This is a genomic window from Pseudomonas sp. UMAB-08, assembly GCF_900095225.1.
Classification (GTDB): domain Bacteria; phylum Pseudomonadota; class Gammaproteobacteria; order Pseudomonadales; family Pseudomonadaceae; genus Aquipseudomonas.
Map to the genome: position 1 here is coordinate 120,790 of NZ_LT607414.1, position 19,929 is coordinate 140,718.

20 protein-coding genes are annotated in these 19,929 nt (G+C 58.1%); 4 read left to right on the plus strand and 16 right to left on the minus strand.

The genetic code is table 11. The features are described from left to right. The first annotated feature begins 262 nt into the window (after positions 1 to 262). A complete protein-coding gene (locus tag K0F75_RS00515; protein WP_219059814.1) occupies positions 263 to 2,431 on the plus strand; it encodes a type VI secretion system Vgr family protein in 2,169 nt (722 codons plus the stop codon). Between the two features lie 15 nt (positions 2,432 to 2,446). On the opposite strand, the gene K0F75_RS00520 is transcribed toward K0F75_RS00515, so the two are convergent. The 6 genes from K0F75_RS00520 to K0F75_RS00545 all read right to left on the minus strand — a co-directional run bounded on the left by K0F75_RS00520 (position 2,447) and on the right by K0F75_RS00545 (position 9,273). Continuing rightward, on the minus strand, positions 2,447 to 3,220 hold the full coding sequence (locus K0F75_RS00520) for an enoyl-CoA hydratase (RefSeq protein WP_219059815.1): 774 nt from the start codon (positions 3,218 to 3,220) through the stop codon (positions 2,447 to 2,449). 90 nt (positions 3,221 to 3,310) lie between these two features. Next, positions 3,311 to 4,438, minus strand: coding sequence for an acyl-CoA dehydrogenase (locus tag K0F75_RS00525; protein WP_219059816.1), 1,128 nt, complete (start codon positions 4,436 to 4,438; stop codon positions 3,311 to 3,313). A 21-nt stretch (positions 4,439 to 4,459) separates the two neighbouring features. Beyond that, positions 4,460 to 5,650 (minus strand): acetyl-CoA C-acyltransferase, encoded by a 1,191-nt coding sequence (locus tag K0F75_RS00530; protein ID WP_219059817.1) that lies wholly within the window; start codon positions 5,648 to 5,650, stop codon positions 4,460 to 4,462. A 14-nt stretch (positions 5,651 to 5,664) separates the two neighbouring features. After that, a complete protein-coding gene (locus K0F75_RS00535; protein WP_219059818.1) occupies positions 5,665 to 6,432 on the minus strand; it encodes an SDR family NAD(P)-dependent oxidoreductase in 768 nt (255 codons plus the stop codon). A 13-nt stretch (positions 6,433 to 6,445) separates the two neighbouring features. After that, positions 6,446 to 8,110, minus strand: a complete 1,665-nt coding sequence (locus K0F75_RS00540; RefSeq protein ID WP_219059819.1) for an AMP-binding protein — start codon at positions 8,108 to 8,110, stop codon at positions 6,446 to 6,448. 152 nt (positions 8,111 to 8,262) lie between these two features. Then, complete coding sequence (locus tag K0F75_RS00545) at positions 8,263 to 9,273, minus strand: AraC family transcriptional regulator (RefSeq protein ID WP_219059820.1); 1,011 nt, start codon at positions 9,271 to 9,273, stop codon at positions 8,263 to 8,265. Positions 9,274 to 9,508: 235 nt separating this feature from the next. On the opposite strand from K0F75_RS00545, the gene K0F75_RS00550 reads away from it, so the two are divergent. Continuing rightward, positions 9,509 to 9,988: an LEA type 2 family protein gene (locus tag K0F75_RS00550; protein ID WP_219059821.1), complete on the plus strand. Its 480-nt coding sequence runs from the start codon at positions 9,509 to 9,511 to the stop codon at positions 9,986 to 9,988. Here K0F75_RS00550 and K0F75_RS00555 read toward each other — a convergent pair whose 3' ends face one another. After that, positions 9,989 to 10,915, minus strand: coding sequence for a carbon-nitrogen hydrolase family protein (locus K0F75_RS00555; protein ID WP_219059822.1), 927 nt, complete (start codon positions 10,913 to 10,915; stop codon positions 9,989 to 9,991). Positions 10,916 to 10,998: 83 nt separating this feature from the next. On the opposite strand from K0F75_RS00555, the gene K0F75_RS00560 reads away from it, so the two are divergent. Then, positions 10,999 to 11,904, plus strand: coding sequence for a LysR family transcriptional regulator (locus K0F75_RS00560; protein ID WP_219059823.1), 906 nt, complete (start codon positions 10,999 to 11,001; stop codon positions 11,902 to 11,904). An 18-nt stretch (positions 11,905 to 11,922) separates the two neighbouring features. Here K0F75_RS00560 and K0F75_RS00565 read toward each other — a convergent pair whose 3' ends face one another. Continuing rightward, complete coding sequence (locus K0F75_RS00565; RefSeq protein WP_219059824.1) at positions 11,923 to 12,177, minus strand: hypothetical protein; 255 nt, start codon at positions 12,175 to 12,177, stop codon at positions 11,923 to 11,925. 166 nt (positions 12,178 to 12,343) lie between these two features. Between K0F75_RS00565 and K0F75_RS00570 the strand changes: the two genes are divergently transcribed. Further along, on the plus strand, positions 12,344 to 12,664 hold the full coding sequence (locus K0F75_RS00570; protein ID WP_219059825.1) for a YqjD family protein: 321 nt from the start codon (positions 12,344 to 12,346) through the stop codon (positions 12,662 to 12,664). A gap of 94 nt (positions 12,665 to 12,758) precedes the next feature. Here K0F75_RS00570 and K0F75_RS00575 read toward each other — a convergent pair whose 3' ends face one another. From K0F75_RS00575 to peaA, 8 genes are all read right to left on the minus strand, one after another. Beyond that, entirely contained in the window at positions 12,759 to 13,253 is a 495-nt protein-coding gene (locus K0F75_RS00575; protein WP_219059826.1) for a hypothetical protein, read from the minus strand. 108 nt (positions 13,254 to 13,361) lie between these two features. Beyond that, on the minus strand, positions 13,362 to 13,688 hold the full coding sequence (locus K0F75_RS00580; protein WP_219059827.1) for an SPOR domain-containing protein: 327 nt from the start codon (positions 13,686 to 13,688) through the stop codon (positions 13,362 to 13,364). Between the two features lie 124 nt (positions 13,689 to 13,812). Then, a complete protein-coding gene (locus tag K0F75_RS00585; protein WP_219059828.1) occupies positions 13,813 to 14,055 on the minus strand; it encodes a hypothetical protein in 243 nt (80 codons plus the stop codon). Between the two features lie 198 nt (positions 14,056 to 14,253). Next, the gene (locus tag K0F75_RS00590; protein WP_219059829.1) at positions 14,254 to 14,928 is read right to left on the minus strand and encodes a type 1 glutamine amidotransferase domain-containing protein; all 675 of its coding nucleotides are present in this window, start codon (positions 14,926 to 14,928) and stop codon (positions 14,254 to 14,256) included. 164 nt (positions 14,929 to 15,092) lie between these two features. Continuing rightward, the gene (peaD, locus tag K0F75_RS00595; protein ID WP_219059830.1) at positions 15,093 to 16,211 is read right to left on the minus strand and encodes a quinohemoprotein amine dehydrogenase subunit beta; all 1,119 of its coding nucleotides are present in this window, start codon (positions 16,209 to 16,211) and stop codon (positions 15,093 to 15,095) included. Between the two features lie 33 nt (positions 16,212 to 16,244). After that, complete coding sequence (qhpC, locus tag K0F75_RS00600) at positions 16,245 to 16,568, minus strand: quinohemoprotein amine dehydrogenase subunit gamma (RefSeq protein WP_219059831.1); 324 nt, start codon at positions 16,566 to 16,568, stop codon at positions 16,245 to 16,247. Position 16,569: 1 nt separating this feature from the next. Further along, positions 16,570 to 18,000 carry a quinohemoprotein amine dehydrogenase maturation protein gene (gene peaB, locus K0F75_RS00605; RefSeq protein WP_219059832.1) on the minus strand — a complete coding sequence of 477 codons (1,431 nt, stop codon included), beginning with the start codon at positions 17,998 to 18,000 and terminating at the stop codon, positions 16,570 to 16,572. A 107-nt stretch (positions 18,001 to 18,107) separates the two neighbouring features. After that, positions 18,108 to 19,688, minus strand: coding sequence for a quinohemoprotein amine dehydrogenase subunit alpha (gene peaA / locus K0F75_RS00610; RefSeq protein WP_219059833.1), 1,581 nt, complete (start codon positions 19,686 to 19,688; stop codon positions 18,108 to 18,110). Positions 19,689 to 19,929 lie beyond the last annotated feature (241 nt).

Consider the following 19,929-nt stretch of genomic DNA (forward strand, 5'->3'; position numbering starts at 1 on the left):
TCTGTCAGCAGGCAGCTGACAGCTGAGGCGGCATAACGCTGAAAATGAAGGGTATTTTATACGCGATAACGCCAGATGAAACCCCCTGCTATCAAGCCATTGATCGAACGAGGTTGATCCCGGACAGGAAAACCCTGGCTTGCGCCTGCAACACCAATACCTGAGTTGTAGTCCTTTTCCGAAAAATGGCTTAACGATGACTTTCGTCACTGGCATTCCGTACCCTCTGCACCCTTGATGCTTTAAGACCGAGGATGCGCGGATGAGCCGAGACAATAGAACGCTGACGACCCTGACCATCGCCCATTGCGAGTTGGCGCTACAGGTCATCAGCTTCAAGGGCCACGAAGCCTTGAATGAACCCTATCGTTTCGACATTGACCTGATCAGCCCAAACCCGCACCTGGACTTCGGCCCCCTGCTCTCGCGCAGCGCCTATCTGTCCTTCGACGCACTAAACAATAGCGTGGACAACAAAGGTATTCATGGGCTGATCGCTGGCGCCTGCCTGCTCTATGCGGGTACCAGCTTGAGCCATTACCGCATTCATCTGGCGCCCAGGATGCACGTGCTGCAGCAGCGCAGTCATCGACGGATTTTTCAGGCATTGAGCGTGCCGCAGATCATCGCTCAACTCCTTGAAGAACATGGTATCGACGATGACAGCTACCGTTTCGAGCAGATGGTCGGGCTGTATCCGCCACGGTCAATGTGTGTTCAATACGACGAAAGCGATCTGCATCTGCTGCAACGCCTGTGCGAAGAAGAAGGCATCCACTACCACTTCGAACACCGCCACAACGGCCACGTACTGATTTTTGCCGATGATCCGGGCAGCTTTCCCGAGCAGCCAACGCCGATCCGGTTCCATATGAACGATGGCCGCGCTGCATCCCCGGCGACGATAAGCCATATGGCCAAACGTTTTTCCATTCCGCCCAGCTACAGCAGCCAGGGCCCGGCCCCCATCGATCAACCCTCAATAATGACCGGGGACAACATCCGTTATGCGCCAGCCAGTGACCCTGCCGTCAATCAGCCTTGCGAATCCTTTCGCCGTGTAGATCAGTCGACCCCTGAAGACGCCCGAACAAGGCAACTGAGCGAGCGCACACTGGAGCGTTTGCGTTGCGAGAGACGCCTGGTACACGGTCACAGCAATCAGCCCGCGCCGGTCAGTGGCCGGATTCAGCAAGTGTTTGGTCATCCCGACAACCTGTTCAATGATCAGTGGCTACTGACTGAAGTCCACCATGCAGGCAAACAACTGCAGTTGCTGAACGGCTTCGACCCGCTCGATATCGCTGCGATATTCGATCATGATCCACCTCGTGGCAGAAAATGGTGGGAATCCACGGATCATCCTCCCGGGGTTATGCCGGGCACAGGGATCGCACCCTTCAATCAAGGCTATCGCACCCATTTTCGGGCTATCCCGTGGACCCAGCCTTTTCGGCCGCAGCTCAAACACTGCAAACCGCAGATTCCTGATGGTCAGACGGTCACATTGGTCGGCGTCGATGAGCACCCTGTTCAGCGCGATGAACACGGCCAGATTCAGGTCAGGTTTCACTGGCATGCAGACGTCAACTGCTGGGTACCGCTGGCCAGTCAAGGCAAACCGAATGACAGCAACGCGCCCGAATTAACCGGGGGTTCGCACATGCGAGTGCGTTATTTCGACAATGACCCGGATCGGCCAGTGGTCTGCGGTAACCCGATTGAAGTCACCGATACGAAGGCGCAGCCAACACGGATCCGAGTTGACGGTCGCCCTCTGGAACCCGTGTCCGAGCGCATTCATTTAAGTGCTGGCCAAGCACTACACGCGGATGCCGGTCATTCGCTGACGCTGAACACACTCCACACCCGTATTGAGCTGCGACGTGAGAGTATCCAGGTAACAGGCCCACAAAGCCTCTCCAAGGGCTCGGATCAAGCCATTGAACGGTTTCAGGACGCTCCGATCCCAGGCACCGCTGTGTGTCGCGAAGATCGGTCGCCCTACGGACAACCTTCACTGTCTGGCATCGACCTGCGTCTGACCGAAGAACCCGGCCTGCTTGGGCAGCCCTTGGCGCATCGTATCTGGTACATCGTGCGCATGGACGCACCCAGCCTGAAGAATCTGGCACGCCTGGAGCCGCAGCATTTTCTATTCGACGGCAAGACCGATCACCAAGGATTTCTAGGCCTGGACCAGGAACAGCTTCAGCAGTTGGCTGCGGAGTACCGAAAAACCCCGCAACGACTGTGTCTGGTGCACCCCGGCTCCTGCCAGCCGCTGTCGCAGTACTTCCAGCAAAACTGGACATCGCAACAGCTTCTAGCGTTCAGCAGCCCCACGGCCACTGCGGAGCCTGCGCCACCCTCGCCGGCATCTGCACCCGCCGATTTGAGCGCACTGTTCCAATGGGTGAGCCGGCCTTAGCCGCACAAAGGGCGATTAACGACCCTTGAACAGAGGCTCACGTTTTTCAATGAACGCCGCCATGCCTTCTTTCTGATCCTGTGTGGCGAAGGCCGCATGGAATACCCGGCGCTCGAAACGGATGCCTTCAGACAGACTGACTTCAAAGGCCCGATTGACGCTTTCCTTGACCATCATTGCCACAGGCAAGGATTTGGCGGCGATTTCAGCGGCCACTTTCAGCGCTTCGTCCAGCAGATCATCGACCGGCAGTACTCGCGCTACCAGTCCCGAGCGCTCGGCTTCCACGGCATCGATCAGTCGCCCGCTGAGGCACATCTCCATCGCCTTGGCCTTGCCCACGGCGCGCGTCAGACGTTGAGTCCCGCCCATGCCCGGCAGAACACCCAACTTAATCTCCGGCTGGCCGAATTTCGCGTTATCGCCCGCCAAAATGAAATCGCACATCAGCGCCAGCTCGCAGCCGCCGCCCAACGCGAAACCGGCTACGGCCGCAATCATCGGTTTACGTCGACTGGCGACGCGGTCGCTGTCCGAAAACAGGTCATCCAGGTAAATCTGTGGATAGGTCAGCTCAACCATTTCCTTGATATCAGCGCCAGCGGCGAAGGCTTTTTTCGAGCCTGTCAGCACAATACAGCCGATATCGCGATTGGCGTCCAACACGTCCAGCGCCTGGTTCAATTCACTGACCAACTGCGCATTAAGGGCATTCAGCGCCTGCGGACGGTTCAGGGTAATCAATCCGACGCGACCTCGGATCTCCATTAAAATAGTTTCATAACCCATTGATATATATCCTTAATTTTATAAATAACAGAAAACGTCAAATCAAACAAAACACATCAATATTCGAATACAACCTCATGATAAATAACACTAAAGACTTCTAGAGATAACCATTCTCTGAATATCACTGGTGCCTTCATAAATCTGACAGACACGGACGTCGCGGTAAATACGTTCCAGCGGAAAATCACTGAGGTAACCATAACCACCCAGTGTTTGCAGCGCGCTAGAGCACACTTTTTCGGCCATTTCCGAGGCGAACAGTTTGGCCATAGAGGCCTCAACCAGCGCCGGTTTACCACTGTCACGCAGGGCCGCTGCGTAATGCACCATTTGCCGCGCAACCGCGATTGAGGTCGCCATGTCAGCCAGCCGGAACGCCACGGCCTGGTGCTCGATCAGTGACTTGCCAAAACTTTCACGCTCCTTGGCGTAATCACGCGCGACTTCAAATGCCGCACGAGCCATGCCGACCGATTGCGATGCAATGCCGACACGCCCGCCCTCGAGGTTGGCCAACGCGATTTTGTAGCCCTCACCTTCTTCGCCCAAACGCTGTTCGACCGGGACTTTAACGTCTTCAAACAGAATCTGGCAGGTGTCGGAGGCGTGCTGGCCGAGCTTGTCCTCGACCCGCGCAACTTTATAACCGGGCGAGTCGGTCGGCACGATAAAGGCGCTGATCCCACGTTTCCCCGCACTGGGGTCGGTCACGGCGAACACGATCACCACCCCCGCGTTTTGCCCGGAGGTGATGAACTGCTTGCAGCCGTTGAGCACGTAATGATCGCCTTCACGACGGGCGCGGGTGCGCAGGCTGCTGGCGTCGGAACCGGCCTGAGGCTCAGTCAGGGCAAAGGCCCCAAGCATGGCGCCGCTGGCCAGGGGTCGAAGAAAGCGCTCTTTCTGCTGATCGTTGCCGAATTTGAGAATCGGCACACAACCCACCGAATTGTGCACGCTCATGATGGTCGAGCAGGCGCCATCGCCAGCCGCGATCTCTTCCAGAGCCATGGCGTAAGCCAGATAACCCGTATCGCAGCCACCCCATTGCTCAGGCACCAGCATGCCGAAGAAGCCCAGTTCAGCCATCTCGCCGATGGCCTGCCGCGGGAACGAATGGTCGCGATCCCATTGCGCGGCGAACGGTCTGAGCCGCTCCTGGGCGAACTGACGGGCCGCGTCACTGATCTGCTGTTGTTCTTCTGTGGGTAGCATGACTTTTCCTCGTTAACCGTCTCAGTACAGGCATTCGACCGCAATGGCTGTCGCTTCGCCGCCGCCAATGCACACGGCGGCGACGCCACGGCGCAGGCCTTTTTGACGCAGGGCCGACAGCAGCGTGACCAGAATCCGTGCCCCCGAGGCGCCAATTGGATGACCCAGGGCACAGGCGCCACCATGGACGTTCACTTTGCTGTGGGGCAGTTCCAGCTTGCTCATGGTCACCAGCGCGACCACCGCGAACGCTTCATTGACTTCGAACAGGTCCACTTCGTCCAGCGACCAACCTGTCTTGCCCATCAGTTTTTTGATCGCGCCCACTGGCGCGGTCGGGAACAGCCCAGGCTCGTCAGCGAAAGCTGCATGGCCGCGGATCACCGCCAGCGGCTTGAGCCCACGTGTCAGTGCTTCTGATTGACGCATCAGCATCAGCGCCGCAGCACCGTCGGAGATCGAGCTGGAGTTGGCCGCCGTCACGGTGCCGCCTTCGCGGAATGCCGGTTTCAGGGTAGGAATTTTGTCCAACCGAGCCTTGGGCGGCTGTTCATCGTCGCTGATCAGGCGTTGCTCCTTGCCCACTGTGACCTGCACCGGGACGATTTCGGCCGCAAAACTGCCACTGCTGATCGCGTGTTGCGCCCGCGTCAGGGAATTAATGGCAAAGTCGTCCTGCGCTTCACGGCTAAAGCCATTGGTTTCGGCGCAGTCCTCGGCGAAAGTGCCCATTAGCCGGCCCTTGTCGTAGGCATCTTCGAGGCCATCAAGGAACATGTGGTCGATCACCCGGCCATGCCCCATGCGATAGCCGCTGCGCGCCCGGTCCAGCAGATACGGTGAGTTGGACATGCTTTCCATGCCGCCAGCGACCACGACTTTAGCGCTGCCGGCGAGCAGCAGGTCATGGGCCAGAATCGTCGCCTGCATGCCCGAGCCGCACATTTTGTTCAGCGTGGTGCACAGGGTCGACTTACTCAGCCCCGCACCCAATGCCGCTTGCCGGGCAGGCGCCTGCCCCAGCCCTGCCGAGAGCACACAGCCAAACAGCACTTCTTCCACATCCTGCGGTGCAACGGCGGCGCGCTCAACGGCGGCACGAATGGCTGCCGCGCCCAATTGTGGCGCGGTCAGGCCTTTGAAATCGCCCTGAAAGGCACCCATTGGGGTGCGCACGGCACTGACGATAACAATTGGATCTTGAAGGGTCATAACTAGCTCCTCAGCTACTTGGCTGCCATACGCAAGGCACCGTCGAGACGGATCACCTCGCCATTGAGCATGCTGTTTTCAATAATATGCCGAACCAGCGCAGCGAACTCTTCGGGCTTGCCCAAACGCGGTGGAAACGGTACGCCCGCCGCCAGGGAATCACGCACTTGCGGGGTCATACCAGCCATCATCGGCGTTTCGAAAATACCGGGGGCGATGGTCATCACGCGGATGCCGAAGCGCGCCAGTTCACGGGCGGCAGGCAAGGTCAGGCTGACGATGGCGCCCTTGGACGCGGCATAAGCGGCCTGACCAATCTGCCCGTCGTAGGCGGCCGCCGACGCGGTATTAATGATTACACCGCGCTCGCCACCCTCACCCGCTTCAGTCTCAGCGATGGCCGCCGCCGCCAAGCGCAGCAGGTTGAAGCTGCCGATCAAGTTGACGCCGATCACCCGGCTGAAGCTGTCCAGCCCGTGCGGGCCATTTTTGCCAAGGATTTTTTCAGCGCCGACCACGCCGGCGCAATTGACCAGCCCGTGCAGCCCGCCAAAAGCTTCAACCGCCGCATCAACAGCAGCTTGTGCAGGGGCTTCCTGGCTGACATCGGCGACTGACCAACGCGCCTGCGCGCCGAGTTTTTCAGCCTGAGCAGCCACGGCCTCTGCATTCATGTCCACCAACATGACCTTCGCACCCGCCGCGACCAGCATCTGCGCGGTGGCTGCACCGAGGCCAGAGGCGCCGCCACTGACCAGAAACACCTTGTCTTGGATCTGCATAAAATTCCTTGAATCACGCGGTATGAGGGGCGGCTTGATCCGCCTGGGCTTTGGCGATTTCCTGATTGCGCAAAATAAAGCGCTGGAGCTTGCCGCTTGGAGTTTTGGGCAGCTCGCTGACGAACTCGATTTCCCGCGGATAGGCATGCGCGGCCAGACGCTGGCGGACATACAGACGCAGTTCTTCGGCCAGCTGCGGATCGGCGCGGTAGTGCTGAGTCAGCACGACAAAGGCTTTGACCAGCTCTGTGCGCTCTGGGTCCGGCTTGCCGATGACCGCCGCCTCCATCACGGCTGGATGCTCAATCAGCGCGCTTTCGACATCGAAAGGACCCACCCGGTAGCCGGAAGTCGTGATCACATCATCACTGCGACCGACGAAGCTGATGCTGCCATCATCGTTCAACTCCACGGTGTCGCCGCTCAAGTAGTACTTGCCAACGAAAGCGCTGGTTTTCATGCCCTTGTAACCGTCGAACCAGCACAGCGGCGATTGCTCGCGATCAACAGCGAGAATCCCCGGTTGCCCGGCAGGCAGTTCTTCACCGTCTTCGCCCACCACCACAATCCGATGCCCCGGCACCGCAAAGCCTGCCGAGCCCATTCTTACCGGGTGTTCCAGGCCGTGATGATTGCACAGCACCATGCCCAGCTCGGTCTGCCCGTAATGGTCATGAATGGTGACCTCGAGGTTTTCGGCAAACCAGCGGATCACTTCAGGGTTGAGCGGTTCCCCGGCGCTGCTCACCACGCGCAACTGGCCCTTGATCGGTTTGGCGAATTCGGCACCGGCACTGATCAACAGACGAAACGCAGTGGGTGAGCCCGCGAGGTTGGTAATCCCGTATTTACGGATGATCTGGCAGGTGCTTTGGACCGTAAACGGACCATCATAGAAGGTTGTCGGATGACCCAACGCCAACGGACCGATGACGGCGTAATAGAGGCCATAAGCCCAACCCGGGTCGGCCACGTTCCAGAACGCATCTTCCGGGCGCAGGTCGATGGCATCGCGCATGTACCCCTGAAACGCAACAATTGCCCGCAAGGGTACCGCCAGCGGTTTCGCCGGACCGGTAGTGCCCGAGGTGCACATCAGCAGGAACGGTGCATCCGCGGGCAGTATCACTGGCTCGCACGCCGCAGGATGGCGCTCCACTTCGGCCCAGAAACTGAAATCACCCCGTACGATGCCCTCACCCTTGGCGCCACCCACGGTGACGATTAACGGGCAATTTGGCACATCCGTCAGTTTGTGACGGTTATCGCCGTCAGTGACCACCAGCGCGGCGCCCGAGCAGTGCAGGCGATGTTCGATAGCTTTGGGACCAAAGGCCGTGAACATCGGCTGATACACCGCACCGACCCGCCAGGTGCCCAGCACCGCGATCAGCAACTCGACCGTACGCGGCAATAAGCCGGCGACGGTATCGCCAGGCTTTACGCCCTGGGCCTTGAGGAAGTTGGCGAAACGTCCGGCTTTTTCCTGTAGTTCAGTGAAGGTATACGTCGCGCTGGCACCTTGGCGACCTTCCCAGAACAACGCGATGCGCCCAGGCAAGGCATGACGATCACAGCACTCAACGCAGGCATTGAGCCCCGTCAACTCGCCCTGGAGCGTGGCATTGCAAGTAGCTTGATAATCGAATGTGTTGGCAGCGTGTGTGTATTCGCGCATTTCATCCTCGGTTTTTTATTCTTGGAACCGTAAGAAAAGTCGCAAGAATAGTCACCCCGAGGGCGCGCACGGACAATGGTCAAAGCTTTCAAGTTGTGTGACTGGTTTGGCCAATGCGAAACGCATGACGACGTGCGCCTGGCATCCCTGGCTCACATCCCCAGAATCAAACTCCGATAATGCCCCGGATTCGAACCTGACCATTTGCGAAACGCCTTGTAGAACGAACTGGTGTCAGCAAACCCCAGACGCTCGGCGATTTCGGCGAAACTGACCTCGGCGTCGGCCAGCCAGACAATCGCCAGCTCCTTGCGCACACTGTCTTTGATGGCCTGATAGGTCTGGCCTTCTTCAGCCAAACGCCGCCGCAGGGTCGATGCCGACATGCACAACGTCTGGGCCAGGGTCTCGGTTTCCGGCCAGCGCTCGGCGGGCAGCAGGCGCAAATCGTTTTTGATCCGGCTGGCGAAGCTTTCCGGGTCGCGGTATTTCACCAGGATATTGGCCGGGGCGCGGGCCAAGAATCGCTTGAGCTCTTCGGCACTGCGTTTAATCGGCAGGTCCAGGCAGTCAGCTGCGAAAATCATCCGAGTCCTGGGCCGGTCAAAGCGCAGGTTTTCGGAAAACATCACATTGTAATCTTCGCAGAAGTCCGGTTCCGCACAGCGCAACTCAATGGCCAGAATAGGAATCCGTCGCCCCGCCAGCCAACAGGCAACGCCGTGGACGATCATCCAGTAGGTGAAATACGTAAACGCCCGCTTCGGTGGCCCGTCGTGCTCGTCCAGGACAATTTCCGCGAGGCTCTGCTGGCGCACCAATCCCGCCTGCAAGTCCTCCAACATCAAGGACAGAAAGCTCAAGCCCGACTCCAGCCCCGCCGCCACCGTCAACTGAGCCATGGACGAGCGACACAGAAACTCAAGACTGCCCGACTTCAGGCGCCGTGGGTCCATGCCGAAAAACTCATCGTCCAGACGCCGCGCCAGCAAGCGCCACAACCGTGCATACGCCGTCGCCGGGACCCGAGCATTGGCTTGTCCAAGCAACGCGGGTGCAATCCCGACCTTGCTCAACACCTCATCGGTGGCGGCCCCTGGCGCACAACTCTGCAACAGCGCTTCGCGCACCAGTTGCATGGAGATGGTGTCTTTTTCCGACATGAATGATTGCCTGTCCTTGCGAGCCGTTCCTGGACACTCCGGGGTGTTTACGGCTTTACTGCCGGTCATCTTAGGGGCCGACGCACAAAAAGCCAGCTCAAGGTGTTGCGGGGCTCGGAGCCGCCAGCGTAAAACGAACCTCTGCCCCCTTGCGCGGTCGCACAGTTGAGCCGTCAGCTTGCAAAGGACGCGTTCAACGACTTGCCATTGTGCCTTGCCAACTGGAGCGTCACTGATGCCGTTACGCCTGATCCGCGCCCTGCTCACTTCGCTGTTGATTCTGGCCATAAGCGCCTGCGCGCTGTTCCCTCACCGCGACCCGCTAAACATCAACGTAGTCGGGATTGAACCGCTGCAAGGTCAGGATCTGGAACTGCGCTTTGCGGTCAAACTTCGTCTGCAAAACCCTAACGCCGAGGTGATCAATTACAACGGTGTCGCCCTGCAACTGGACATCAACGACCGGCAACTGGCCTCTGGGGTCAGCGATCAGCAAGGTTCCATACCGGGCTTCTCCGAAACCGTGCTGGTGGTGCCCGTCAGTGTGTCAGCCTTCGCGGCCCTGCGTCAGGCGCTGGGGCTGACACAAACCCAGACCCTGGATAACCTGCCCTACGTACTGCACGGCAAACTGGCGGGCGGCCTGTTTGGTACGATGCGTTTCAGCGACAGCGGCACCCTGAGCCTGCCTCCGTCGGTCTACGGCAACTGGTGATTATTCATTAATAAAGCGCACGCCGGCCTTGACCCGCTCATCCACCACCAGCTCAAACACATCCGGCCGTGAATAGTGACCGACGACGTCGAAGTCATAACGCGCTCGAACCAGTTCGTCCGTATCAATTTCCGCCGTCAACAGCCCCGTTCCACCCACCATCGGCCCGGCCAGCACCTCTCCCAGCGGGCCAACGATCACGCTGCCGCCGTTGATCAACGGGCGTTCGGCGGGCCAGTTCGGCACGTCAATGCCCAACGCCTGCGGCGAGGCCTGAACCTGGCAGGCGCCGATCACGAAGCAACGGCCTTCGTGGGCGATATGGCGCATTGAGCACTGCCAGATATCCCGCTCGTCTACTGTCGGCGCACACCATATCTGCACCCCTTTGGCGTACATGGCCGTGCGCAATAACGGCATGTGGTTTTCCCAGCAGACCGCTGCGCCTATACGTCCGGCTTTTGCGTCGATCACCGGCAGGGTCGAGCCATCACCCTTACCCCAGATCAGCCGTTCAGTGCCGGTGGGCATCAGCTTTCGGTGCTTGGCGACCAGTCCACCTTCCGGTTCGAAGAACAACACCGCGCAGTACAGCGTGCTGCCGGCACGCTCGATCACGCCGAGCACCAGACTGGCACCACAGCGGGCCGACAGCTGGGCAAGCGCTTGCGTTTCTGCGCCGGGCACATCAATGGCGTTGGCGAAATAACGGGCGAAAGCTTCGCGGCCTTCCGGCAATCGATAGCCTAACTGCGTGCCGAAGGCTTCTCCTTTGGGGTAGCCGCCCAGCAGCGCTTCGGGCATGACCACAACGCGAGCGCCCGATTCGACGATGGCTTCTTCGTAGGAAAGTATCTGCGCGAGGGTATCGGCCTTGCCGCTCGGCAGCGAACCTGTTTGCAACGCGGCAACAATGGACGTGGGCATTTCAGCGACTCCTGATGCGGGGGTATTGCGTATTGTCATGGAGCGCCAGATCATGAATAAAGCCCACTTCAGTGCTGAATGATATGAGCCAAATGAATATCGCCAACATGGACTTGAACCTGCTCAAGGTCTTCGAAGCCCTGCACGATGAAGCCAGTGCCAGTCGCGCGGCCTTGCGCCTGGGGGTCACTCAATCGGCTGTCAGTGCTGCGCTACGGCGCCTGCGCGAGCTGTATGGCGATCAACTGTTTGTCCGCACGGGTCGCGGGCTGGCACCGACATTGCGCGCAGACCAGCTGAAACCGGTGATCACCGACGCGTTGAATAAATGCCGACAGAGCCTGGCGATGGTCGACCCCCTGCAGAATGACTACGAGGGCCGCTCGGTGGCGGTCGGTTTGTCTGATGATTTCGAAATCGCATTGGGGCGACGGCTAATGGCACTGATTGAAACCCGAGCGCCGAAACTGCGCTTGATATTTCGCCAGACCCACAGCCAGATCGTCGCCCGCGCGCTGATGGAGCGCACTATCGACCTGGCGATTGCATCAGGTGGTTTTGCTGATCGGTTGCTAAGCCGCCACGTGTTGGGCGAAGGCGGTTATCTGTGCCTGGTCGACCCCGCCAGCTTGCGCGAGGGGCAACACGACCTGACGCTGAAGGCGTTTGTCGAACGCGAACACATTCTGATCTCGTCGGGCGGCTTCATCGGGATCGTCGATGAAAGCCTGGCAAACCTGGGCCTGACTCGCAAGGTGTGCGCCTCGACGACCCACTTCGCCGCACTGCCTTACCTGCTCAAAGGCACCAACGCGTTGGCAACTGTGCCCAGCCACGCCGCCGAGGCCATTGCAACATTGACCGGCCTGGCATTGCTGCCCTGCCCGCTGCCCCTGCCGCGTTATCCGATCGAACTCGGCTGGCGCACCAGCGCCCTGCTAGACCCCGCAGTCATCAAGGTCAGGGACGCAATCGCCGAGCTATTTTGAAGCAGCCTCAGCCGGTATCTACTTGGCGGCCGCCATCAAACGATTTATTTCACTGCGTACCATGTTCGCGTATTCAGGCGGGGACATGCCGTCGAGTTCCGAACGAACCCATTCGGCCCATTTACCTTTGCGCTTGGATTTTTCACCCACCAGTCGGCCAGCATCGCCTTTGGCCTTGCCCAAATTGTTTTGCCAGAGATCGAACAGTCTGGATTTTTCATCTTCAAGCGCTGCGCGCTCAGCGACGGGCCGGTTGGCCAGGTTGAAGCTCATACAGATCACCTGTGGCTAAAAATCGACTGTATCTTACACTGCTGTGGGAAGTTTCTGACCCGGTAATGTTTGTCGACTTAGCCGATGAACGCGAAAAAGACTGCAACTTTTCCGCCAGTCAGAGACTCCATTGCTCACTGTTGTCATCAATTGAAAGGAAGAAACCATGGCCCGTAAAACCGCCGTTCAAAACGCCGCCGAGCAAATCAAGGATCAGGCATTCAGTGAATTGCAGGCGCTGATAGAAGAATCAGACAAATTGCTCAAGGACAGCGCTACGCTGGTAGGCGACGACGCTGAAACACTGCGTGCACAGCTGAGCCTGAAGCTTAAACAGGCCCTGAATGCAGTCTCCAACGTGCGTGAGCGCACCAAACCCGTGGTCGACGCCACCGAACACTACATCGGTGGTCACCCATGGCAGACCGTCGCCCTCTCTGCCGGGCTGGGCCTGGTAGTGGGCTTGCTGCTTGGGCGTCGTTCTTGATCTGAAACCGGGTACAAGCCTGCTTGACGGGAGACTCTGCCCCGTCTTCCTACGCAGCGCGATCGCGCTGCGTAGAGGGCAGCACCCATTTGCATTAAGCCGGGTGCTGAGGGACCAGCGTCTGTAGCTGTTTGGCAAAGCCATCCGCTGTGAACGGAAGGTTTTCCGATTCCTTAACGCCGATGCGTTTGTTCATCATCCACTGCTCCGCAGGTGGGGCCAGGGTCAGGGAGATCTGTTCCTGAGCATGCACACTGAGGCCGCTCGCGGCAATCGAAACCTGGCCCTTGGATCCCATGGCATCGGGTACAAATACCACCTGACGGGACGCGAATGACAGCGTCATCCGTTGCGTGCGGAATGGCGAATTCTCGTCCGGATAGCCCTTGCTTTGCGCAAGGTGCGGCTCGTATTCGAACACCATCTGCCCGCTGTTTTTGAGCGGAGCCATCCAGCCCTCAATCTGTTCGTACAGCTTGAGAATGCTCGATTCCCAATGTGCCAGATCAGCGTGGAACTGCTGATGCTTGTGTTCTTCATTGCGTTGATTGGCGCTCAACAACTCGCCTAACCGCTGTACTTCGTCCATAAAACCCCTCCATTATTTATCAGTACATCGAACCGAGGGTCATAACACACCCCGTGCCGGGTGTCGCGCTGTAGCTGCTCGGCAGCGGATTCGCCGCCGTCCACAGGCTCACTGCGGATGGTCAACCACTGAACCCGCATAGCTCATCTTCATCGCCAGTTGGGCGCGTTTTTCTTCGGCTTCGGCTCTTGAGTTGAACGGTCCCAGCAGTACTCGCTCCTTGCCGTCCCGGACCACGACAAAAGAAGGAAAACCGTGCTCGATGAGCCTGTCTGTCAGGTCGCTGACCGCTTTGGGCTCTGCCACCAGAACGTCCCACTGGGGCGCAGCGACCTGCACGACAGCGGGTGCCTGTGTCTTGGCGGGCTTATCCGGCTCGCCTGCACCGCATCCCGCCAACATCAAAACCGCAACCATTATGGACAATCTGCGCACAGCCGTTTCCCCGCGTGTGAATTGGCTGGAGTTTAACACTCCCATCGCCCACGCCGGGGTGCATCTGAATAGCCCGATTCTGATGGAGATCAATACAACGCAAGAAGAGAAAGTCTGGAACAGGTCAGTGTTCAAGGTTATCGATCATGTCCTGACCAATAAGGATGCCGGCGTGATGGGCTTCATCGTATGACTCGTAACCACGGTCACAAATATTAATCGTCGGCGAGGACGCTTGTTTGTGCAGAGTCACCGTGACCTTGATGATGAAATCAACAATATTCTTGACGCCAGGGGGACAAAGAACCAGCACATGGATCACCTGCCCACGGTAAACATTCGAGAACGTTCGATAAGGCATATCCATTTGAATGGCCTTTTTTGAGGTGTTCTATTCAGACTCCGTCGACACGTACTCGTTGCTAAATAGATCCCGCTTCAGGATGACCGGTAACCCGACGTATTCCTTTTCAACGCAAATGCCATCGACCAAACGCCAAACAACTCGCCCACGCGATGCAACGTACTATGTTCACATCGCGGGGCGCTGGAGCCGCCGAAGGCTTCAGACCAGGAGTTTCAGTAGCTCTTTTGCCGCCGCGCTTGAGGACGCCGGATTTTGGCCAGTCACCAGCATGCCGTCGGTGATTGCCAGTACTTGCCAGTCCTCGACTTTTTCATAGTGCCCACCGAGGCGCTTGAGTTCATCTTCTACCAGGAACGGCACGACGTGGGTCAGACCGACAGCCGCCTCTTCGCTGTTGCTGAACCCTGCTACGCGTTTGCCTTTGACAATCGACTCGCCATTGATCTTCGCGTGGCGAAGTACACCCGGCGCGTGACAGACCGAACCGACCGGCTTACCGGCGTTGTAGAACGCCTCGATCAAGGCGATGGACTTCGGATCTTCGGCAAGGTCCCACAGGGGGCCATGACCACCCGGATAGAAAATTGCGTCAAAATCACTGGCCTGCACATCAGCCAGTTTGACTGTACTGGCCAGTACCTGCTGCGCAGCCGAATCTTTTTTGAAGCGCTCAGTCGTTTCGGTCTGACCGTCCGGGGCGTCACTTTTGGGGTCCAGAGGTGGTTGACCACCTTTGGGTGACGCCACAGTGATCGTTGCCCCTGCATCTAAAAACGCGTAATACGGCGCAACAAACTCCTCAAGCCAGAAACCGGTTTTCTCGCCCGTATCACCGAGTTTGTCATGGGACGTAAGCACCATCAGAATCTTCATGTCGAGTGTCTCCTGCCAGGTTTCAATCAGTGTAAGTGGGAGTACAGGCATGACCCTTAGGTTCCGGGACATTTCACAGTGCGCACTTTAATCCGATTAGAGACGAAAAAACCGCAGCCTTTCCCAGGCTGCGGCTTTTTGAACGGTGCGTGATCAGACAGCGTTTAGCGAATGAATATCTGCGCCGTGGTAATTGCCATGTCTCCCCCAGGCAATTTGATTTTGCCCAACGGCTTCAGGCTGTCGGCGTCGAAAATCGCTACATCATTGAAGGTGCCGGCCAGGTAGATCTTGCTGCCCGCCTTGTTGAAGGAAATGCAGTAGTAGGAGTGATCCAGATTGGCTGCTGTGATCAGCTTTTTCTGCTTGATGTCGTACTTGGCCAGACGGTTGAGCACGCCGTACATCAGGTTCGGATCCTTGGGCGAGCGCATGCCACTGAAGTAGATCTCGGTCAAAGGGCCGAAATCCGTGGTTTCAGTCTTGCCGGTTTTCAGGTCAACGCTGAACAAACCATAAAGCAGGTCGGCCGTGGCCGGGTCCTCTTTCTTGTCCTTGAACTTGGCGGTGGTGTAGAGCAGCGCAAAATCATGCCGATAGGTCTGCTGACTCCACACATACAGCACGTCAGGCGGGCTGTACAACGGGCGCGTCCAGTGCCGACTGGGGATCAACACGTCGAACTTGCCGGTTTTCACGTTGACCTTGTAGACGTCCGCACCGGCCACATACAAAGTGCCATCATCGCCACTCTGCATGATGGTCAGCTGGCGCGGGGCTGGAAAACTGCGCACCGGCTTGGCGTCCATCCCGGCATCGGTGGCGTAGACGTCCAGGCGCGGCGGCTGCACTTCATAGCGGTCTTTGAGCATCAATGTCGGGTTGGCGACGGTGTAAAGCTCCTTGCCATCGTGACTGACCGTGAACGCGAACATCGACCGCGCTTTCTCTCCCGATTTCTGGGTGATGCTGGCATGGAACACCTGCTTGCAACTGTCCAGTTCAACGCCATAGACATCGGCATAGTGGTTGTTCAGCACATACGCAATCTTGTGGTCCGGCGATAACTGAACGGTGCCCGGACCAAAGGCGTCCGGCAAGGTGCAGGTCTTGTACAGGGTGTCGGTCTGCAGGTCGATGACATGCAGATTGTTCGGGTAGTTGGTCGCGACCATGTACTCATGGCCGGGATTGAGTGTCGGGTTCGTATCGGCAAGGGCCGATAATGAACAGGTGCCAAGGATGGCGAAAGCGGCAAGGCCGCAGGTGCCTGAGCGAAGCATGCTGATATCCCTCATGTTCATCTGTCCGATTTTTTATTTGTCGTCCGGGAACACTGTTCCAAGATTGCGCCAGCTGTCGTTGGAGGCTTGCGCATCCTTGTTCCAGTCGGGATAGGTACTCATCATGTCGGGCACCTGGGCGGGCCACCAACATGGATCGGAACAGCCATAGAGGTCTGCTTCCATGGGTTGGCAGAGCGACGACACACCACCAAATGCGTCGATTTCCCAACCTGGGTCTGTGGTCGAGGCGCAACCGGCGACCGAACTCATGGCCACCACTTCTTCGATACGGTTCTCTGCCGCGGCCTGTTCAAGCTTCAGGGCTTTATTGTTGATTGCTTTGAGATGTTTCATATCAATGCGCCTTCCGCGGAGTGATATAGCTGGTAATGAACGCAGGATTGACCGCCATGATCCGGGTGTAGACTTCGATACCGAAGTCGACCCAATCGCGCATCAGTTCGCAGTAGTGATACGTCGGATGAGCCGGATCGCCATAACGGGCATAGCTTTCGTGGTAGCAGCCGCCCGAGCACAAGTTACGAATGCGGCAGTCTTCACAACCCGTATTGGTACGGTCCAGGCGCTGGGACAGGAAGTCGTTCAACTCCACCTGTTTGACCCCGGTGTGGACGTTGCCGAATGTCGGCAGCGTTGAGCCGGTAAACCGGTGACACAGGTTCAACTCGCCCTTATGGTCCACCGCCAGCATTTTCAGGCCTGCGCCGCATGGCAGGGCCTTCTTGTGCCCTTCATGAATGTCGGTGATCAACTGATGCAGGTTGGAGAACCCGATATTGCGATGAATCAGCGCAGCTTCCAGATAGCGTCTACCCAAGGCCTTCATGCTGGCGAAGACCTCGATCAGTTCCTCGCTGGACAGGTTGTAGGTGCTGATGTCGCCGGACGTCACCGGGGCGAAGCCGACTTCGGCGAAGCCCATCTCGTTGAACAAGTGATCCCAAATGGTCTCGACGTCGGTGACGCCCTTGGTCAGGGTTACCCGTGCGCCGACCGGACGGCTGTTGTAGCGCGACAGGAGCATTTGCGCTTTGCGTCGAACTACGTCGTAAGTACCCTGCCCGCCGACGGTGATGCGGTTGCGGTCATGGATGGTCTTGGGACCGTCGATGCTGACCGACAGACCGAAGCGATGGGCATTGAGGTAATCGACGATCTCTTCAGTCAGCAATGTGGCGTTAGTAGTCATCACAAACTCGACCATTTTGCCGGCTTCAGAGAAGCGTTTCTCGCAGTAATCAACCATGTATTCGAGCAGTTTGCGATTGCTCAGTGGCTCACCGCCAAAGAACACCACCGTGTAGCGTTCTTCATCAGGGGATTCCTTGAGCAACATCTCAACCGACGCCACCGCCGTCGCGACGTCCATCTTTTTGCCTTCAGACGGCTTGTCGAGGTCTTCCTTATAGCAATAGGTGCAACTCAGGTTGCAGCCGGTGTTGACGTTCAAGACCACGGTATTGATTGCTGTGCGATCAACCCGTTTGACGCCGATGTCCGGCGTCAGTGGCGAACCATCGCTGACCAGTTCCAGGGCCATCAACTCACGCAGGGTCTCGGTAACTTCTTCGCCATCGTAGCGGTTGGCCAACTGCGATATCAGATCCTCTGATGAGCAGCCGTCTCCACGCAGGGTGTCAATGATACTGCCGGTCAGCTCGTCGCTGGCAAACAGGGAACTGCTGGGAATATGGAACAGCATGCGGTCGGAATCGACATGCACTTCATGCAGATTTCGTTCGACCAGATTCAAAATAGCGCCCATTGCAACCTCCTGTGGAACCCTCCGTTGTGGGGAGAATCCCGGTCATTCCTGAACAATGCCTCAACCTTTGGTTTTGCCCGGCCTGAGGGGCCAGACGCGACACCGGATCAGGGAATGGGTGGATTGTTCCAACGCTGCACGGTGACGATCATGTGGCCTTCACCAGTCAACGATTTACCGGCGTCATCCACGGCCGCGATGACCTTGAGGTTGCCAGCGTTATTGGTCGACATTTTGCGCTCGGGGTTAGGTCCCGCACCGCCCGGCGTGAACACACCGGTGTCGGCTTGCATGCTGCCGGAGAACTTGACGTCTTCGTCCTCTTTGGCACGGTCGTCGAACGGCTCGACTTTCCACTGCGCCGGGAACACGCCAATCCGGTAAGGCTTGCCGTCAACACCCTTGCCCCAGGCCTCGGCATCGAAGCGACCCTGGACCTTCGGCGTAGAGCCGCCGTTCTCGCCGATGCGCGCCACTGAGAACTCGGGCACGACCTTGACCTGGTCAATGCGTTGATAAACCGCCAGGGTCACGCCTTTGAGTGCGCCCAGCGTGACTTGCCGAACGCCGGGTTTAGCACTGTCTGCCGCCTTGAGCTTGAACCGCAGGCGTTCCGGAGTCTGCTCCAGGACCTCGACAATCTGAACCCCGGGTCCAAAGCTTGGCGTGCCTTTAAGGCCGCTGCCAATCAGGCTGACCTCGGTTTCACTGCCTGCTTTCAGATACCCCGGTTGCACCGCGAGCAAACGAGAGGAACCCTGCCTGGCCGCAATGAAGTCCAGCCCACGCTCGTCATGCGCGGTCTCGAACATCCGTCCTTGCAGTTCGCCGTCTTTGGCGGCAAACACCTGACGCATGGCCACGCCATCAATTTTCAGGTTGCCGCGCCATTCGTAACCGTTATAGAGAATCGCGCTGCCGTCACCATTGAACGGGCTACCGTCCGCGTACTGACCTTTGACCGCAACCTTGAACTGATCACTGCCATCGGCGCTGACGCTCATGGTTCCCGACAACTCACCCTTGCCGGGCAACTGACCGCTGAAACTCCACTCGCCGACCAGCGCATCTGCCTGCGGCCGGGCTTTCAGCCAGTTTGCCCAGGCCTTGTTTTCCAGCGGATACTTCTTGGCCAGCAGTGGGACCATGTCTTTGCGGGCAATATCGAACCAGTCACGGTCACGTGCCAGGGCCTGGTATTCCAGCGAAGGCCATTGCCCCAGGTGGAAGTTCACCAGACGCTCCCACTCCTCCGCCGGACGCCGCTGCAACGCAACGCGGGCGCCTGAGTGACAGCGGCCACACATCTGGCTGAACTGATCATCAAAGTGCTCGACGGTATTGAGTCGACGTTCGAGCGCATAACGCACGCCATCCGTCTCGCTGGGTGCCAGGCCTTGGGTGTCGGCAAGGTACTTGCCCAACGTGCGACGGTCTTCATCGCTGATCTGCAGGTTATGCATGGTCTGCATGCGCGCAATGCTCATCAGCCAGCCTTCCGGCGTTTTGCGCTGGTGGCTGATGCGGCTCAGGCCATTATCAGCCTCAGGCGTGTGACAGCCCTGACACGTTTCCTTGAGGATGCCTTGGGCATCACGTGCCGCCATGCTTGGAGGCGAATGCAGAGCGACGCAAGCGGCCATCGCCAGCAAACCGCTCGTCATGCCTGCTCGGAGTTTTCTCTTCATCAACGTCGAACCTCCCACGGTGCTTTTTGTTTTTTAGTTGGAGATGTCCAATACACGTAGCGTGCCAGTTTAGTAATACTTATTTAAATCAATCAGTTAAACCTTGTTATTAACTTCGTTAACGCCTGGCCTGACCCTGGCTGCGTTTAATTTCGCGACAACTGTTCCACTCTGAGACGAGCAGAGTTCGCATGGCACGTCTTGCCACAGAGTCGCGCCTGATGCTTGCCCGCGCTGGCGC

Bases quoted from the DNA above. Each gene is read 5' to 3' on its own strand.
- K0F75_RS00515 (WP_219059814.1), top strand. From the start codon at position 263: ATGAGCCGAGACAATAGAACGCTGACGACCCTGACCATCGCCCATTGC.
- K0F75_RS00520 (WP_219059815.1), bottom strand. From the start codon at position 3,220: ATGGGTTATGAAACTATTTTAATGGAGATCCGAGGTCGCGTCGGATTG.
- K0F75_RS00525 (WP_219059816.1), bottom strand. From the start codon at position 4,438: ATGCTACCCACAGAAGAACAACAGCAGATCAGTGACGCGGCCCGTCAG.
- K0F75_RS00530 (WP_219059817.1), bottom strand. From the start codon at position 5,650: ATGACCCTTCAAGATCCAATTGTTATCGTCAGTGCCGTGCGCACCCCA.
- K0F75_RS00535 (WP_219059818.1), bottom strand. From the start codon at position 6,432: ATGCAGATCCAAGACAAGGTGTTTCTGGTCAGTGGCGGCGCCTCTGGC.
- K0F75_RS00540 (WP_219059819.1), bottom strand. From the start codon at position 8,110: ATGCGCGAATACACACACGCTGCCAACACATTCGATTATCAAGCTACT.
- K0F75_RS00545 (WP_219059820.1), bottom strand. From the start codon at position 9,273: ATGTCGGAAAAAGACACCATCTCCATGCAACTGGTGCGCGAAGCGCTG.
- K0F75_RS00550 (WP_219059821.1), top strand. From the start codon at position 9,509: ATGCCGTTACGCCTGATCCGCGCCCTGCTCACTTCGCTGTTGATTCTG.
- K0F75_RS00555 (WP_219059822.1), bottom strand. From the start codon at position 10,915: ATGCCCACGTCCATTGTTGCCGCGTTGCAAACAGGTTCGCTGCCGAGC.
- K0F75_RS00560 (WP_219059823.1), top strand. From the start codon at position 10,999: ATGAGCCAAATGAATATCGCCAACATGGACTTGAACCTGCTCAAGGTC.
- K0F75_RS00565 (WP_219059824.1), bottom strand. From the start codon at position 12,177: ATGAGCTTCAACCTGGCCAACCGGCCCGTCGCTGAGCGCGCAGCGCTT.
- K0F75_RS00570 (WP_219059825.1), top strand. From the start codon at position 12,344: ATGGCCCGTAAAACCGCCGTTCAAAACGCCGCCGAGCAAATCAAGGAT.
- K0F75_RS00575 (WP_219059826.1), bottom strand. From the start codon at position 13,253: ATGGACGAAGTACAGCGGTTAGGCGAGTTGTTGAGCGCCAATCAACGC.
- K0F75_RS00585 (WP_219059828.1), bottom strand. From the start codon at position 14,055: ATGGATATGCCTTATCGAACGTTCTCGAATGTTTACCGTGGGCAGGTG.
- K0F75_RS00590 (WP_219059829.1), bottom strand. From the start codon at position 14,928: ATGAAGATTCTGATGGTGCTTACGTCCCATGACAAACTCGGTGATACG.
- peaD (WP_219059830.1), bottom strand. From the start codon at position 16,211: ATGCTTCGCTCAGGCACCTGCGGCCTTGCCGCTTTCGCCATCCTTGGC.
- qhpC (WP_219059831.1), bottom strand. From the start codon at position 16,568: ATGAAACATCTCAAAGCAATCAACAATAAAGCCCTGAAGCTTGAACAG.
- peaB (WP_219059832.1), bottom strand. From the start codon at position 18,000: ATGGGCGCTATTTTGAATCTGGTCGAACGAAATCTGCATGAAGTGCAT.
- peaA (WP_219059833.1), bottom strand. From the start codon at position 19,688: ATGAAGAGAAAACTCCGAGCAGGCATGACGAGCGGTTTGCTGGCGATG.